The sequence below is a fragment of the Klebsiella sp. MS 92-3 genome (assembly GCF_000195655.1).
GTDB lineage: Bacteria > Pseudomonadota > Gammaproteobacteria > Enterobacterales > Enterobacteriaceae > Klebsiella > Klebsiella pneumoniae.
Window position 1 is genome coordinate 16,232 of the sequence record NZ_GL882808.1, and the last position, 16,420, is coordinate 32,651.

At 52.8% G+C, this 16,420-nt stretch carries 17 protein-coding genes; 5 read left to right on the forward strand and 12 right to left on the reverse strand.

Features of this window, described 5'->3' with window-relative positions:
• Positions 1-14: 14 nt before the first annotated feature.
• On the reverse strand, positions 15-941 hold the full coding sequence (locus HMPREF9538_RS13915) for a LysR family transcriptional regulator (protein ID WP_009307864.1): 927 nt from the start codon (positions 939-941) through the stop codon (positions 15-17).
• Positions 942-1,220: 279 nt separating this feature from the next.
• Between HMPREF9538_RS13915 and HMPREF9538_RS13910 the strand changes: the two genes are divergently transcribed.
• The 3 genes from HMPREF9538_RS13910 to HMPREF9538_RS31110 all read left to right on the forward strand — a co-directional run bounded on the left by HMPREF9538_RS13910 (position 1,221) and on the right by HMPREF9538_RS31110 (position 3,816).
• Entirely contained in the window at positions 1,221-2,234 is a 1,014-nt protein-coding gene (locus HMPREF9538_RS13910; protein ID WP_009485107.1) for a metallophosphoesterase, read from the forward strand.
• Positions 2,235-2,391: 157 nt separating this feature from the next.
• Entirely contained in the window at positions 2,392-3,231 is an 840-nt protein-coding gene (locus HMPREF9538_RS13905; protein ID WP_009485108.1) for an SDR family NAD(P)-dependent oxidoreductase, read from the forward strand.
• Positions 3,232-3,387: 156 nt separating this feature from the next.
• Entirely contained in the window at positions 3,388-3,816 is a 429-nt protein-coding gene (locus HMPREF9538_RS31110) for a dienelactone hydrolase family protein (protein ID WP_009485109.1), read from the forward strand.
• A 219-nt stretch (positions 3,817-4,035) separates the two neighbouring features.
• Here the strand turns inward: HMPREF9538_RS31110 and HMPREF9538_RS13900 are convergent, their stop codons facing one another.
• The 7 genes from HMPREF9538_RS13900 to nac all read right to left on the reverse strand — a co-directional run bounded on the left by HMPREF9538_RS13900 (position 4,036) and on the right by nac (position 10,079).
• Positions 4,036-4,833 (reverse strand): SDR family NAD(P)-dependent oxidoreductase, encoded by a 798-nt coding sequence (locus tag HMPREF9538_RS13900; protein ID WP_009485111.1) that lies wholly within the window; start codon positions 4,831-4,833, stop codon positions 4,036-4,038.
• Positions 4,834-5,498: 665 nt separating this feature from the next.
• Complete coding sequence (locus HMPREF9538_RS13895; protein WP_020316552.1) at positions 5,499-6,236, reverse strand: amino acid ABC transporter ATP-binding protein; 738 nt, start codon at positions 6,234-6,236, stop codon at positions 5,499-5,501.
• 9 nt (positions 6,237-6,245) lie between these two features.
• Positions 6,246-7,007 carry an amino acid ABC transporter permease gene (locus HMPREF9538_RS13890; protein WP_004222855.1) on the reverse strand — a complete coding sequence of 254 codons (762 nt, stop codon included), beginning with the start codon at positions 7,005-7,007 and terminating at the stop codon, positions 6,246-6,248.
• 5 nt (positions 7,008-7,012) lie between these two features.
• Entirely contained in the window at positions 7,013-7,708 is a 696-nt protein-coding gene (locus HMPREF9538_RS13885) for an amino acid ABC transporter permease (RefSeq protein WP_004222853.1), read from the reverse strand.
• 23 nt (positions 7,709-7,731) lie between these two features.
• On the reverse strand, positions 7,732-8,484 hold the full coding sequence (locus HMPREF9538_RS13880) for an SDR family oxidoreductase (RefSeq protein WP_009485112.1): 753 nt from the start codon (positions 8,482-8,484) through the stop codon (positions 7,732-7,734).
• Between the two features lie 113 nt (positions 8,485-8,597).
• On the reverse strand, positions 8,598-9,038 hold the full coding sequence (locus HMPREF9538_RS13875) for an acetyl-CoA carboxylase biotin carboxyl carrier protein (protein WP_009485113.1): 441 nt from the start codon (positions 9,036-9,038) through the stop codon (positions 8,598-8,600).
• A 117-nt stretch (positions 9,039-9,155) separates the two neighbouring features.
• Positions 9,156-10,079: a nitrogen assimilation transcriptional regulator NAC gene (gene nac / locus HMPREF9538_RS13870; protein ID WP_009485114.1), complete on the reverse strand. Its 924-nt coding sequence runs from the start codon at positions 10,077-10,079 to the stop codon at positions 9,156-9,158.
• A gap of 355 nt (positions 10,080-10,434) precedes the next feature.
• On the opposite strand from nac, the gene HMPREF9538_RS13865 reads away from it, so the two are divergent.
• Positions 10,435-11,637: a pyridoxal phosphate-dependent aminotransferase gene (locus HMPREF9538_RS13865; RefSeq protein WP_004222844.1), complete on the forward strand. Its 1,203-nt coding sequence runs from the start codon at positions 10,435-10,437 to the stop codon at positions 11,635-11,637.
• A 225-nt stretch (positions 11,638-11,862) separates the two neighbouring features.
• On the opposite strand, the gene HMPREF9538_RS13860 is transcribed toward HMPREF9538_RS13865, so the two are convergent.
• From HMPREF9538_RS13860 to HMPREF9538_RS13845, 4 genes are read right to left on the reverse strand one after another with little or no spacing between them, the layout of a single operon-like run.
• Positions 11,863-12,633, reverse strand: coding sequence for a 5-oxoprolinase subunit PxpA (locus HMPREF9538_RS13860; RefSeq protein ID WP_004222843.1), 771 nt, complete (start codon positions 12,631-12,633; stop codon positions 11,863-11,865).
• Between the two features lie 10 nt (positions 12,634-12,643).
• Complete coding sequence (locus HMPREF9538_RS13855) at positions 12,644-13,630, reverse strand: biotin-dependent carboxyltransferase family protein (RefSeq protein ID WP_009485115.1); 987 nt, start codon at positions 13,628-13,630, stop codon at positions 12,644-12,646.
• Positions 13,627-14,334 carry a 5-oxoprolinase subunit PxpB gene (gene pxpB, locus HMPREF9538_RS13850; protein ID WP_009485116.1) on the reverse strand — a complete coding sequence of 236 codons (708 nt, stop codon included), beginning with the start codon at positions 14,332-14,334 and terminating at the stop codon, positions 13,627-13,629. The genes HMPREF9538_RS13855 and pxpB overlap by 4 nt, the downstream gene beginning before the upstream one ends.
• Before the next feature lie 2 nt (positions 14,335-14,336).
• On the reverse strand, positions 14,337-15,176 hold the full coding sequence (locus HMPREF9538_RS13845; protein WP_004222836.1) for an ABC transporter substrate-binding protein: 840 nt from the start codon (positions 15,174-15,176) through the stop codon (positions 14,337-14,339).
• 297 nt (positions 15,177-15,473) lie between these two features.
• Here HMPREF9538_RS13845 and HMPREF9538_RS13840 point away from each other — a divergent pair, with 297 nt between their 5' ends.
• Positions 15,474-16,394 carry a DMT family transporter gene (locus HMPREF9538_RS13840; protein ID WP_009485117.1) on the forward strand — a complete coding sequence of 307 codons (921 nt, stop codon included), beginning with the start codon at positions 15,474-15,476 and terminating at the stop codon, positions 16,392-16,394.
• Positions 16,395-16,420: the final 26 nt, after the last annotated feature.

Here is a 16,420-nt window from a genome sequence, read left to right on the forward strand (position 1 = left end):
CTTGTAAGGTTCTCTTATGCAACATCGAGATAGGCTGAGCGTAATACTTCGATTAACTCTTTTAGTCCCTGGGGTACCTGTCGATGCCCCGGGTAATACAAATGCATTGCGGGTTCAATAGGTGACCAGTCTGGTAGCACAATATGCAGTTCCCCCGTTTTGATATGCTCTGCAACACGCTCTTCAAGGCAATAGGTAATACCCACGTCCTTTAGCGCAAGCTCAACACCTAACGTCGTTTCGTTAACACATACCTGCCCAGGAACTTCAATGCTTCGGTGTTCATCGCCTTTGTGGAAATCCCAGCGATAAATGACACCCTGACCCGTGCGTATCTGGATACAATTATGGGATTTTAAATCTTCGGGTATAACAGGTGCTTGTTTTCTATATAGATATCTCGGAGAAGCTACTGCTACCCATCTGAGTTCCGGGCCCAGCTTGACTGCCACAAAATCCTCAGGAACCGTGCCGCCAAATCGGATGCCTGCATCAAATCCGGCCGAGACGATATCAACCATTTTGTCATCAACGGCGACTTCGACCTCCACATCCGGATAGGTTTGTAGGAATTTAGGTAAGAGTTTGGAAAGTATCAATCTAGCGCCGTCTGCGAGAACATTTATGCGCAAGCGGCCAACGGGCCTGTCTCTGAGCAGATTAATCTCATCAAGAGCCTCACCAATTTCATTAAACCCAATTTCAAGTCGTCTTGCCAAGTTGCTTCCGGCATCCGTGGGAGCAACCGTTCGACTGGTCCGGTTGAGGAGCCTGACACCCAACCGGGTTTCAAGATTGCGGACAGAATGGCTCAAGGCAGAGGTCGTAATACCCAGTTCCACGGCTGCCTGCGTGAAGCTTCTGAGCCTCTCTACGGTTCTGAAAGCATTCAGATCGGCCAGATCGCTGCGCGAAAGTTTAGCTATTGGTCTTACCGGCATTCATTCATCTCACTATCGTTGAGTACTATTCATCATGTTATTAAGAAAAACTCAACTTTCTTCGCATTTAAGAAGTGTTATTTTTAGTTCAATTCAACAATAATGTCCACGATTCAGATCAAGATGAATGACTGCAAGTAACGATTGTGGATTGAAGTGAAATGAGGAGTCTGATTAGTGTTTCATCTATGGACTTTGATCCCCGCAATCTATATTGGTATTAGGGTTATCTTTCCACTGAGAGTCTCAGCATCATCACGATGCTTGCTGTTTTTTGTCATGGCAATGGTTGCGGATTTTCACCTGCTCAGTCGATTATTTTTTGGAACCATGTTCTCTCCAGAACTCCCTGAATTTCTAATGATTATGATTGGCTGGGGATTTGGTTTCATAGTTATTTTCTTTATGTTGTTAGTGATTAGAGACCTGATGCAGTTGATTAGATTTTTTCTCACCAGAAAAAAGTATCCCCTATTTATCCCTGTTTATCTTCTGCCTGTATTGGCATCGTCACTGGCAGGTATCGGTGTTTATCAGTCCGTGAAAGTACCTGATATTCGGGAAGTCGAGGTGAGAATTCAGGGATTACCTGAAGAATTTGACGGCTACCGCATCACTCAACTGACGGACATTCACGTCAGTCGTCTTTTAACCGGTGACTGGCTGCGACAGGTGGTAGAAAAAACCAATGCTCTCGACTCCAGTTTGATCCTAATAACCGGCGATATCATCGACGGAACGGTTGAGGACAGACGGCCAGATGTCAGCTCACTTGCCATGCTAAAGGCCCCTGATGGTGTATTTGCCGTCACGGGTAATCATGAATATTACTTTGATGGTGCCCAATGGACTGCTGAGCTATCCAAGCTGGGTCTGCATTTTCTAAATAATGAACATACTGTTATTACTCGAAAAGATGTAAAGCTAGTGCTGGCTGGTATCACCGATGAAGCTGCGGCTAAGTTTGGTGGCACTCCTCCCGATCTCTCAGCAGCATTGTCTGGTATTGATAATTCCGGGAAAATCATTCTGATGAGTCACCGACCGAATAATGCTCCACAAAGTGCCGCTGCTGGTGTGTCGCTCCAGTTGTCTGGCCATACCCATGGAGGTATGGTGTATGGGTTCGATAAGTTTATAGCATCAGCCAACAATGGATTCGTTTCAGGCCTGTATGATATTGGGCAGATGTCGCTATATATCAGTAACGGTACGGGTATCTGGAACGGCTTTCCTCTGCGACTTGGTAAACTATCAGAAATCACGGTGCTGACACTACGGAGTTTTAATTGAGTAAAATTCAACAGAGCATATTGTAATGTTAAATAGTTCCTGGATTGTTATCGTTTATAGTTTATTTTAACTCAATTTGATACTACTGGTTCCTGTAAAATTCAGGCTCCTCAGATCAGATTGTTGAGTTCAACTGACAGTTGTCCAGGAGACTAAAATGAACAGTTCAATTATCGTAAAGGGCCGTACCGCGGTTATCACTGGTGCGGCGAAAGGTATTGGTGCCGCAGCCGCAAAACGTTTATCTGAAGCCGGTATGAATCTCTGCCTCTTCGATAGAGACGAGAAGAATCTTAAGTCCTTAGCTGATGCTCTTGATTCTGAGATACGTCTTGTTACAGGTGATGTGACAAGCCTGGAAGATATTGCGCGCCTTCGTGACACAGCTATAAACGACTTTGGTGATATTGCCTTGCTTATTAATAATGCGGCTATTTCGCACCGGAGCGGTCCATGGGGTGATCCAGATGACTGGCGCAGTCAACTTGAAGGGAATTTATTATCAATACTGAACGTGCAACACTTGTTCGTACCGGAAATGCTTAAGATGGACGGCCGAAGCGCAATCGTAAACCTTGGCTCGAAGCAGGGAATCACTACCCCGCCCGGGAACAATGCCTATAATGTTTCCAAAGCGGGGGTGAAAATAGTTACAGAGCAATTGGCCCATGATTTGTTTAAAGAATGTGGAAATAAAATAACTGCCCATCTTTTGGTTCCTGGTTATACATGGACTCCAATGAATTTCCCTGAAATGGACGAACAACACGATGAGCAGCCAAAAGGAACATGGAAAGCTGAACAAGTGATTGAATACTTTATCGAGCATTTCTCTCGGGGCGACTTTTATATCATTTGCCCGGATGGAACGGTCACCTCAGAAATAGACGCAAAGCGTATAACCTGGGCCTATGAGGATATCATTCAAAATCGCCCAGCACTTTCCAGGTGGCACCCTGACTGGAAAGATAAATTTGAAGAATTTATGAATTCGTAAATAAAGAATGCTTCACTGAGACCGGTGGCAGCAGGTAAACACAATGCAATCATTAAGTACGAATACAGTAAATTGGTATTCGGGTAATAAGATCTTCTCAGGGCTGTTGATTCATTCTGATGCAGGGTCTCGTCCGGGGTACTTTTATGCCCCAATATGATGGGCCTTACCGAATCAAATATTGATCATGGAAAACGCATAGCCGAGATTGGGTATACCGTCCTTGTTGCCGATTTATATGATAGAGGTTTTAGTCTGGCCTCTGATGAAGCTTTTGCGATGATGACAGAATTGAAAGATACTCCTGAGGAGATTAATCGATTAAATATTGTTCTTGATATTCTGGCTGGTGATAAACACGTGATACGGGAGAAAGTGGGTGTTGTAGGCTTTTGTTATGGTGGACACTGTGCTTTGGAACTTGCGCGAATTGGCGCTGAAATTAAGACCAGTATCAGTGTACATGGAACGTTAACGACAACACGACCTATAGTTAAAGGCAGGACTTCCGCCAAAGTTGTCGTGCTAAATGGTGCTCGTGATCCTTTTGTTTCTCTTCTACATGTAATTGAATTTTTTAAATAAATGGTAACAGCTGAAGCAAATTTTGAGTTCGTCAATTATGCTGAGGCTGTCCACTCTTTTACTTTTCCTAAAGCTGACATTCCAGGCAAGATGTTTTACCACGAGGATATTTGCAATAGGGCATTTAAGCACATTGAAAGTTCACTACATGAAGCATTAATTTAACGATTAAATACGAGATAACCAAGAACTATCCTGGTTATCTCGTATTTAACTATTTTATTTTACTGCTGAACCAGGTTCAGAATTTAGACGAGCACGCTGGGCTTTATGAGACTCACTCATTTGTCGATTGTAAACTTCAGCCGCTAATTCTGCATTATCACTCCCATACGCAACTTCATGTTCACTCATTAATGCATACCATGCACGTTCAGCGACTTGTTCCGCAGTCGTATTCTGGTGTGCACCTACCCGAGTGTTGGACTGACCTGCATTAATGAAGAAATTAGTGGCAGTGGCACCAGGCATCAACAAAGTCATTTTTAAGCCCTTGCCGGATAATTCATTGCGAATGGCCCAGAAGAAGGAATTCACAAATGCTTTTGTCGCACCATAGATGGATTCAAAAGGTATTGGCTGCGTGCCAGAAACTGATGATGTCATCAGAACATACCCTCCGCCACGTTTGATCATATCAGGCAAAAATATTTTTGACATATGAACATATGAGTCAACATTGAGTCGGATGAGCTCAAGTTCTTTTGACAAATCGGTACCACCAATAAATGCACCGCCGAGTCCTTGGCCAGCATTGATAACCAGTGCTCCTATATCGAATCCATCTTGTTCCGTTTTTCGCTTAAGCGTTTCTATCTGCTCATACTTACTGAGATCGATGGAATAGGGGATAATTTTTGTGCCGTATTGTTTTAGATCCTCAACTGCTTTAGATAATTTTTCTTCATTCCTTGCGACAGCAATAACATCCCACCCGTTTTGGGAAAATTTGCGAGCAATTTCAAGCCCTATCCCATTCGATGCGCCAGTTATAAGTGCTACTTTATTACCAAGCATAATAACTCCTTTTTGAAGTGATAATAAACCATAGTATCAATTTTTGCTTTTTTCAATGCTTTAATTATTAATCTAAGATTTATTTTAATCTTATAATAAATGTATTGAATATCATAGCCTTAGGTCGATTATTTATTTTCAATGTCACACTGAGCTTAAGTCAATAATGGTTTATTGGTTTCCTTTATGTTATTCAATTGTTTCAGTCGAGGTTCTTATTGGAGGGAGCTGGTGTGGTGTATCCATTGGAGATGCTCTATTTTTTCAAATATGTCCATTTTAAAGAATAAGATATAAGGGGTTGTTTTATTCTAAGTGAATCGACAAGCTTTTTACGGCATTAGTAAGGGAGATTTTCACTCTTCCAGTGCCAGAAAGTATCTCGCTTCGTCGTACCGGATTTTGGTCTTCCAGCAACGGTAAATGATCCTTATCCATTTGAATGCCTGAGCCCGGATGAATGCTTTCGGAACGACCGTCGAGAATCTGTATCTGCGGCACCTCGAAAATGGATGCCTACCGATGTTCTCTAGTACAGGCAAGAAAGTCGGTAGAGTAGAAATGTACAATACAACAGCCACGACAATACAAAGCGCCCGATGAAATTCATCAGGCGTTATAAGGCTGAAAAGTTCCTACCTGTTCTTTGATTAGTGAATTTACGCCTAATGGAGCAGTAGATCATTGAGGAAACGTCGCGCGCGCGGATGTTGTGGCGCGGTGAAGAATTTATCCGGATCAGCCTTTTCCAGTATTTGTCCCTGATCCATAAACCAGATCGTATCGGCTACGTCACGCGCAAAGTTCATTTCATGAGTCACGCACATCATGGTCATCCCTTCCTGCGCCAGCCCGCGCATCACGCTCAGCACCTCGCCGACCATCTCCGGGTCGAGTGCAGATGTCGGTTCGTCAAACAGCATGACAGGCGGCTTCATCGCCAGCGCCCGGGCGATAGCCACCCGCTGCTGCTGGCCGCCGGAAAGCTGTGCCGGATAAACGTCGGCCTTGTGCGATAGTCCCACCCTTTCCAGCAGTTCCCCGGCATGACGTCGGGCTTCCGAACGCTTCTCGCCGAGAACTTTCACTGGCGACATCATGATATTTTCCAGCACCGAAACGTGCGGAAACAGATTGAAACTCTGGAAGACAAAGCCGATTCTCGTACGCAGTTGGTTCAGCCTGGTGCTCGAGCCATGAATATCGACGCCGTCAAACAGGATCTGTCCTTTTTCGATGGGCTCAAGACGGTTGACCGTCCGGATTAACGTCGATTTGCCGGATCCGGAAGGACCGCACACCACCACCACTTCACCGCTTTTTATTTCGGCGCTGACGTCGGTCAGGGCCTGATATTCCCCGTACCATTTATTCACCTGATTGAACAGAATCATCGGTCGCATGGTTGCTCCTTATTGAGTTTGTGATGGTGATGGGTCGAGAACCAGCGGCATGACCGGCTTTCCCATAGCGGACTGTGCACGTTGCCTCCTGCTGGCAATACGCAGCTCCAGGCGATTGGCCAGCCACGTCAGGCTAAAATTAATGATGTAGTAGCTCAGCGCTACGATGGCAAAGACCTGGAACGGTTTTGTCAGCAGCTGATTACTGACCTGGTTGGCCGCATAGGTCAGCTCCGGAACGTTAATAACGTAGCCGAGGGTACTATCTTTGATAATCGACACCAGTTGACTGACCAGACTTGGCAGCGCGTTGTACAACGCCTGCGGTAGAATCACCAGGCGCAGAGCCCGCACATGCCCCATTCCCAGCGCACGGGAGGCTTCATATTGCCCTGAAGGCAGCGCCTGGATCCCGCCGCGCACAATTTCAGCGATGTAGGTGCTCTCGTAGATAACCAGCGTACACAGCATCGTGCTGAAGCCGCTAATATTGTGGCCAATCAGCAACGGCACGCAGAAATAGGTCCAGAACACCACCATCATCAGAGGAATACCGCGTAGCAGATAGATCCAGCAGGTGACCGGCCAGCTCAGCCAGCGCCACGGAGAGAGGCGAGCGAGGCACAACAGCACGCCGACCGGGAAGGCGAACAGCACTGCCAGCAGCGACACCAGCAAGGTACACAGCACACCGCCAAGCGGACCATCAGGATATTGCCCCATCAGCAACAACAGGCCGTTATCATGCAGAATCGTGAAAAAATCAAACATACATATTACCTCGCATACGCGCGCTGAAAGCGACGGGCCAGCAGCGCCCCCATCCCCATCAGCAACAAAGAGAAGGCCAGGTAGCCTACCGTCGCCACCATATAAGCTTCGAAGGTACGGAAGGTCTGGTTTTCAATATCGCGCGTTACGTAAGTCAACTCGGTGACGCCAATGACCATTGCAAGGCTGGTATTTTTAAACAGCAGCACGGTGTGGTTAATCACCGATGGCAACGCATTACGGATCCCTTGTGGCAGAATCACCAGCCACATGGCGCGCAAATATCCCATTCCCAGCGCCCTCGCCGCTTCATTCTGGCCTTCGGGGATGGCACGCAGACCGCTGCGGATGTCTTCAGAGAAATAGGCCGCCTGGCACAATCCCAGCGCGACCAGCGAGAACAGAAACTCCGCATTCATCTCGTTGACCCACATCTGCAACGACTCAGGCAGCAGCGTCGGAATCGCGAAATACCACATCATCAGCTGAATAAGCGTCGGTACATTGCGGTGATAGGATACATACGCCGCGACCAAAAGCTGCGCGAAGCGCTTGTTGCTCAGACGGATCATCACCAGCACCAGCGCAATAAACATGGCCAGCAGCCATGCACCCAACGCCAGTTCCAGAGTGACGACGGTGCCATCAATAATCATCTGGCCGTAGTGGCCAGTCATCACGTTACTGAAGTCGAGTGCCATATATCCTCCTCGTTTGCCGTCATTCAGGACTCACGGTCACCAGGACGCATCGTGGATAGCCCACCGGGTACCTGCAGCGTCGGCGTGATCTCAATATTGCCGATGTTGACTGCCACCGGCGCGGCGAGCGCAAAGGCCACGCAGTCGGCGATATCTTTTGCTTCCGGCAGCTCGAAACCATCGATAAAGCGACGGCGGGCGTCTTCGTGATCGCCGGATACGTTACCGAATATCTCCGTCGCCACCCGCCCGGGGCAAATTTCGGTAATTCGTACCCGCTTGCCATAGCAATCGACGCGCAGCTGACGCGACAGCGCGTGCACTCCTGCTTTGGTGGCGTGATAGATGGAATTGCCATTGAAGTTATAAATCGCAGCGATGGAGGTAATATTAATGACGTGACCGCAGTCGCGCGCCACCATTCCCGGTACCAACAGACGACACAGGTGCAGCACGGCACGCAGGTTGACATCCACCTGGGTGTTGACCCAGTCGGCCTCGGCATCGAGAATCGATCCCGGATGAGAAACGCCGGCGTTGTTCACCAGAATATCGACCTGCAGACCCTGGCACAGTGCGGTCAGCGCCGATAGATCGCCGACGTCGACGGCGTGGGGAATGCAGCCAGTTCTGTCCGCCAGGGCGGCAAGCTGTTCATGGCGACGTGCTACCGCGTGAACCTCAATGCCTTCCTGACAAAGGCGTTCGACAATCGCTTCCCCCATCCCAGCGGAAGCGCCGGTCACCAGGGCCACTTTATAATCTGAAAATGGCATATGAGCCTCTCCTGTTGCGGCAGACCGATCTGCCTTTGACGTTGTTTTTCTGACTGTATGCAGTTATGTCCAACGGGGATAAGACATAAATAGTTTGGCCCGATAAGGGGTCCTTATAACTTCGCGGAAGCGGCATCCGTGGGCAGCAGCAGCGCGATCTCGCTGCCGTACTCCAGCCGGCTCCCCGCCGGCGCCACAAGGTTTTTGAGCGTCCCGGCCACCGGGCTGCGCACCGGCAAATAGAGCGGCCCGACCTGCACCAGCGCGAGGATATCGTTCGGCGCAACATGCTGCCCCTCGCTGACGAACGCCTCCCCATGGCTGGGATGGCTCAGCAACAGGCGTCCCGGCATCGGGGAACACACCGATAGCGGGCGGGTTTCGGCCCCCAGCGGCGGCAGAGGCGGCGGTTCGTCCATCGTTTTGCCACTGGGGTAGCGCAGGCGAACCGACCAGTCCGCGCCGCGCCACTCAAGCTCCCGCAGTCCGGCGTTATGCATCTTCTGCGCCAGCTGGCGCACGTCCTCAAAAGCTATCAGTTCTTTTTCCATCATGATTCCATCGCGCAAGGGTCAGAGCACGGCTATGCCGCGCGCCAGAGTAGTGACTCTAGCGCGGGGATCGGAAGGGTTGATAAGAGGGTTTCGCTTTGAGGCAATAAGGGGGACTTATTATCCCACCAGGGTTAGCGGCCGGTTGTCCTCAGTCCGCTGCGCCATCAGGGAGAGCAAAATCCCCTTCACCGCCTCCGCGGGCTGCGAAAGCGGCAGATGATCGGACATACAGAACGAGAGCGAGGTGAGTACATTGGGTTCGACAATTCTCGCCATCCAGGCATTGGCGGGCTGGAGCATGGTGCGCGCCGCGGACTCCGGCATGATGGTGCCGCCGAGATCCGCCGCCAGCGCGGCGTTAAGCGTGGTCAGCGATTCAATCTCGCACTTCACCCGGTAGCTCAGTCCGGCCAGTGTAAAGGCGTCGTCCGCGGCTTTACGCATAATGTTATAAATCCGCGGTAGAAACAGATCGTAGCGGGCGACCTCCGCCAGGGAGATTTCGCGCCGGGGCTCCCCCAGCGCGTGCGGACAGACGAAAAAAAGTTCTTCTTTCATCAGCGGTAGAAAACGCAATCCATGAATATCACGGTCACCGTAGATAACCGCCATATCCATCCGACCGCTCATAATTAATTCGCTGAGGGTGGTGCCAAAATTTTCATTGAAATAGAGCACAATCCCGGGATGCTGGCGCTGGACTTCAGTCAGCAGCGGGATCGCCAGCAGTTGGGCAGCTGTGCCCGGCGCCAGCCCGACAGAAACCTGACCGCTCAGGGCCTGGCCTGCACCGTCGATGGCGCTCTGCGCCTGCTCGCATTGGCGCAGAATCGCCTGAGCGTGGGTATAGAGAATTTTTCCGGCGTTGGTTGGCGTGACCCCTCGTTTGGTACGAATTAATAGCTGCTGATCGACTTCACCTTCCAGAGTCGCCAGCTGCTGGCTGAGCGCCGGCTGAGCGATATGCAGAATGTCAGCGGCCTGCGTCAGGCTCCCGACGTCGACGATTTTAATGAAATATTTCAGGCGGCGAAGATTCATAGTAGCAGTCCCACATCAATACGTATCTCTGATGGCAAGCAAGATCGGTGCCATAGCCTAAGAGCACCACAGGCAGCCAATAGCGCCGCCATTTTCAGACAACCCACACTTCAACGCCGCTGCCTTTGCACCGTCGGAGTGCAGCGGCATATACCTGTTTGTCAACGGAGTGCCAGGAGGACGATTTCCTTCGGTCATCGCATTGCGTTATGTCCCCACAACAAAGCGCTATTAGCTTGCCACCTTCGCCCCCCTCTATGCTGGCTGATGTGTATTAACCTCCTTCGCCGCACACGGTGGATTATTCTGCGCCGCGTGTGGGTTTGCTGACCTTAGAACCAGGAACCGCAGCCTCATGCCTGATATAGCCGATCGTCTCAAAAATGTTACCGTCTCCGCCTCCGTCGCCATGACGCAAAAAGCACGCGATCTCGCCGCGCAGGGAATCGATGTCGTTGGTCTGTCTACCGGCGAACCGGACTTTCCCACTCCTCCTCACGTGATCGATGCCGCCTATGCCGCAGCATGCGCCGGGGATACCCGCTACCCGCCGACGGACGGCACGCCAGCGTTGCGTGCGGCCATCCAGCGCAAGTTCCTGCGCGACAATGAGCTACGCTACGATATCAGCCAGATCCTGACCGCTGGTGGCGCCCGACAGATTATCTTCAACGCTATGATGGCGACCATTAACCCCGGCGATGAGGTACTCATCCCCATGCCATCCTGGATTAGCTATGCCGACATCGTTAAATTCGCTGGCGGCACACCGGTGCCAGTACCCTGTCATGAAGAGTACGGTTTTAAACCACTGCCGCAGGACGTCGAAGCAGCGATCACGCCGAAGACCAAATGGCTGCTGCTGAATTATCCCAGCAATCCGACTGGATCGGTCGCCACCCATGCCGAACTCCTGGCACTCGGTGAGACGCTGTTGCGTCATCCGCATATCTGGATCATGACCGACGATATTTATGAGCATCTGTTGTATGACGGCGTGAAATTCTGGACCCTGGCACAGGTGGAGCCCCGGCTGTACGATCGCGTATTGACAGTGAACGGCGTCTCGAAAGCCTATTCAATGACCGGCTGGCGGCTGGGTTTTTGCGGTGGCCCATTGACGCTGATTAAGGCGATGAGCAACGTCAATACGCAAAACAGCGGCGGCGTGACGACCCTGGCACAAGCGGGGTCCGTCGCCGCACTGGATGGCCCGCAGGGTCTGCTGGCAGAACGGGCGGAAATCTATCGCCAGCGCCGCGATTACGTGCTTGAGCGTCTTGCCGGAATTCCCGGTCTGCGATGCCATAAGCCGCAGGGGGCCTTCTATCTGTTCGTCAACATCGAGGCGTTTATCGGAAAAACCAGCGCCAGCGGCCATTTTATCGCCAGCGACGCCGATTTTGTGATGGCGCTGATTGAGGAGCAGCACGTGGTGACGGTACAGGGGGCAGCCTACGGCATGAGCCCCTACTTCCGCCTTTCTTACGCCACCAGTATGGAACGCCTGCAAACCGGTTGCGATCGCCTCGCGGCCTTCTGCGCGGGTTGCCGTTAAGCTGTAGCGCGCAAATTGTGCGCGCTAAGCAGAGTGAAATGCCTGCCTGGCGTCTGACCCGGCAGGCATTTTTTTATCGTTCCAGAGGGGCGCCGGGATGGATTCATACCTGGCGGGATGGCCAATGGGTTTTGACTGACCGTGGGTCCGAGAGCGCATAACGTAAAGGGAGAACAGGTAGTGGTCAGGGGCGCGATTTGCCCCCCCTCGTGACGGGAAAAGGCTTTACTGCGCCAGCACCTCCGCCGCGGATGCTACCGTCGCACCGCAGGCTTCAATCTCACTACGAACCAGCGTCGCCAGCGCCAGCGAGCCCGGGGTATCGCTATGGACCAGGATCGAACGCGCACGTATCGACAGCGTATTGCCGCTAAAAGTGGTCACCGTTCCCTGCTGGAGAAACTGACGTACTCTGGCGCGCACCGCCGCTTCCTCTTTGATTAGCGAACCGGCAATACCGCGCGGGACAAGTTGTCCACGATCGTCGTAGGCCCGGTCAGCGAGAAACAGCGTCAGCACCGGCAATCCGGCAGCCTGCGCCGCCCGTTCAATGATAGTATCCGGCTGGCAGAAGATAATCAGTTGCGAATCGATCCGGGCGACGGCCTGCATCACCTGCAGCGCCAGCGCATCGTCACGGTTAATCATATTGCCCATTGCCGCGTGAAAACTCAGGTGAACTACCCGGGTACCCTCGGCGCGGGCAATGGCAGAGAGCGCGCCAAGCTGATATACCACCTGCTGGCAGATCTCATCGGCAGAGAACGCCATCTCTTTGCGCCCGAAGCCCTGGCGATCCGGCAGACCGGGGTGGGCCCCAATCCCCACGCCGCGCACTTTCGCCAGGCGTACCATCCGCGTCATGATCGCCGGATCCCCTGCGTGAAAACCGCAGGCGATGTTGGCGGAAGAGACCTTATCCATTAGCGCTGAATCATCACATAGCTGATAGACGCCAAAACCTTCTCCCATATCAGAGTTCACATCAATTTTCATGCTGAGTTCCTTATAAACCAACGACCTTGACCAGCGGCGCTATGCTGACGCGCAAACGCTGCAGCCAACGTTCAATTTCCTGCCGCACGGCGATGGCGGTAGACGTATCGGCCTGTACCAGTTGAATTGACTGCCCCGCCTGGAGCTGGCCCAGACGCCAGAGATCTTCTTCAATCACGCAGGCAATTTTGGGATAGCCTCCCGCGGTGTTGGCATCGCTTAACTGGATAATCGGTTCGCCGGCCGGCGGAACCTGTACGATGCCCGGTATCAGGCCATAGGAGCGCATTTCAACCGTTTCGGCTGGCAGGATAGGCTCTCCCGCCAGGCGATAGCCGGTTCGGGTGCTGTGCTGCGAAATTTTCCACGCCTGGCTCCAGAACCGCGATGCATCAGCGGCAAACAACGGATACTCGCCAGCGGGGATAGCTCGGATCTGGACATCGCCCTGTGCGTTGCGCGGGAAAAAGGCGTTTAAGGCCACTTCCGGCGGCTCAATGCCAATCCCGGAATCCGGGAGTGGCGCCCCCTGCCAGGGACCACAGGACAGCACGTCGCCGCGCTGTAGTTGCCGCCCCTCGAGTCCGCCGAAACCGCCACGCAGAGCGGTACTGCGCGAGCCCAGAACCAGAGGGACATCAATGCCCCCTGCCACGCATAAGTAGCCGCGTGCGCCGCGACGGGGAAAACGCAACTCAAGCACCTGTCCTTTACGTACCGCGCAGCCCCACCAGGCCGGTAGTTCATCGCCGTCGAGCCTTGCCCGGCAATCGGCGCCGGTGAGCGCGATCCAGGTGTCCGCCAGGAAACGCACGCGAAAGGGAAACATCTGAACTTCGATGGCCGCCGCATTCTCCTCGTTTCCCAGCAGGGCGTTACCGGCGCGCAGTGCCAGCGGATCCATCACCCCGCTCACTGAGACGCCAAGATGACGCCACGCCGGACGGCCTAAATCCTGAATCGTATTTAGCGATCCGCTTTGTTCAATCTCAATCACAGTTCGACTCTCTCAGGCAGAAAACGGATGATATCGCCTGGCGCCATCAATGCAGGAATGGCGGCGTGGGGGTTGAATACCTCAATTTCCGCGTAGCCGATTGCATTCCAGCCGTTCGGTCCGGTCAACACCGACACCCCCGCCTGTGGCCCGCCAATAGTGACCGTCCCTTTGAGCATATTCAGCGAAGGCACCTTTTTACGCGGCGTCGCCAGACGCGGATCCAGACCATGGAGATAGCCAAACCCCGGCGCACTGCCAAGCGCGACCACGGTATAGACCCCCAGCGAATGCCGACGAATAACTTCCCGGGCGGAAAAACCAGTATGCCGACATACCGCCTCGAGATCGGTGGCGTGTTCGCCACCGTAGCACACCGGGATATCAATCTGCCGCCCTTCGAGGTTGAGCGCCTGCGCGGACAGCCAGTACTCGTGTAACCGGCGCTCCACTGCCGTCGGTTCCTCCGGCGTGTCATGGAGCAATACCAGTAAATTGGTCACGCCGGGGATCAGGGATTCCACCGCCGGCCACTGTTGCAGGTTCTGCGCCATAGACCAGATACGGCGCTGTGCCGGAAGGTCAAAGGCACCCGGCGCTTCGATAAGCCAGGCCCGGCTGCCCATCATGGAAATCCGCGCCGGAGCGCTGGCATGAATTTCAACGCGGCGCTCGGGTAACAACGTTTTCGATGTCGGCGTCATACTTATTCCAGCGGTTCGAACGTAAGGCTGGACAACGGTTGTACCCGTTCTTCGCGGACCATTTTGTATTCGGTATTCGGTCCAATCCAGGTATTCCAGATCTTGTCGATCGTCCCGTCGTCATCCATTACCTTCAGGCTTTCATTGACGCTGGCCAGCAGTTGCGGTTCGCCCTGCTTCATCCCCACGCCTATAGGCTCTAGCGCCATCGGCTCTTTAATCATCGCCAGATTAATGCCGTCCTTTTTTGCCTGACCGATCATTTTGATACCGGTCATAGTGTTGGTGACGAAACCCAGCACCTTATTCTGTTCAAGGGCAAGGAACGCCGACGCCGCGTCCTGGAAGGTAACCGGTTTGCCGCCCTTCAGCACGATGGATTGTTCAGAGGTGGTGCCCTTGGTGGCGCTGATACGCTTGCCTTTAAAATCGGCAAGGGTTTTATCGGCATTCGCCTCTTTTACCAACAGCATCTCTTTCGCGACGTAGTAAGGGTCACTGAACTGAATCTGGCGGCCACGTGTTTTGGTATAGGCAAGGTTGGCGATCAGCACGTCGGCTCGCCCGGTGGCGATAATAGCAATACGCGCTTCCACGGAAGTAGGAACCAGCTGCGCCTTGACTCCCATCTGTTTTGCCAGCGCATGACAGAGTTCAACGTCCATCCCGACCAACTGGCGGGTTTTTGGATCCGGGGCAGAAAATGGCGGCACATCGGAATAGACCGCGCACTTCAGCTCACCGCGCGCATGAATATCCGCCAGCATGTCGGCGCGCGCGGCCCCGGACACTGCTACCAGCGTCAGAACCAGCGCTAAACCCGCATTTCGCTTCAGTTTCATTATTGTTTTCCTCGGTCTGGATAAAAGAGTACCGACACCCGGTAAAAGGTTTCCCGTTTCGCCGGTATGGCTAACCACTTATCGCGACTATATCGACATTGTTTCGGTGATGGGTAAGAGGGAAACGCTGTTGCGAGATAGGTGATTTATATGACGGCGCCGGCGCCGGGAGATAAGCAAAAGTTATCCTCACAGAACAAAATTATCTTATCTGCCTGCCCCGAGCGCCCTCTACTGTTACGCCATGCGCGACACCCACGCCGCGTCCCTCCGCGACCGTTAACCAAAGGTAGTCACATGAATGCCCGACTTGGGATTTATCTAAAAATACTCTCCGCGCTATGCGCTACATTAATGCTGGCCTGCGTCAAAGGATTGCAGGGGGCGATTCCCACCGGCGAGGTGATCTTCTTTCGCTCTTTTATTGCTATGTTTCCCCTGCTTATCTGGTTAAAAATTCAGGGCAACGTGCTGGCCAGTATCAAGACCAAAAATATTTTCGGCCATCTGATTCGCGGCTTTTCCGGTACCGGTGGGATGTACTTCAACTATCTGGCGCTGGTATCGATTTCTCTCGCCGACGCCACCGCACTGAGCTACGCTGCTCCGCTCTTCACCGTCATCATGGCGGCCCTGCTGCTGAAAGAGCGGGTACGTTTTTCCCGTTGGCTGGGGGTTATCGTCGGTTTTTCCGGCATTCTGTTTATGCTCTCCGCCAGTTTAACCGCCAGCGGTTCTCTGTTCGCTGGCGGCCATCTGCAGTCCGGGATGGCTCTCGGCGTCGCGTTCGCCCTGCTTGCCGCTCTTTGCACCGCCACCTCCAACATTCAGATCCGTTTTCTCAACGGCATTGAAAAACCTGGCGCCATCGTCTTTTACTTCTCGCTGATGACCACCCTGATTGGCCTGGCAACCAGCCTCTTCGGCTGGGTACGTCCTACGCCGGGTCAGTTGCTGTTGCTGGTGGGCTGCGGCTTCTTCGGCGGCATGGCACAGATTCTGGTCACGCTGAGCCTGCGGTTTACCGACGCTTCGCTACTGGCGCCGTTTGACTACACCACGCTGGTCTGGTCGATGGTCATCGGTTATCTGTTCTTAAACAGCCTGCCCGGTTCTTCAACGCTGATCGGCGCAGGGATCGTAGCGCTGGCGGGGATATTCACCCTGTGGTGTGACCAGCGGCAACGGCGGGCGCATATCGCGCGCGCCTCTTCCTGACGCTTTCTGACTCTACCTATGGCCCC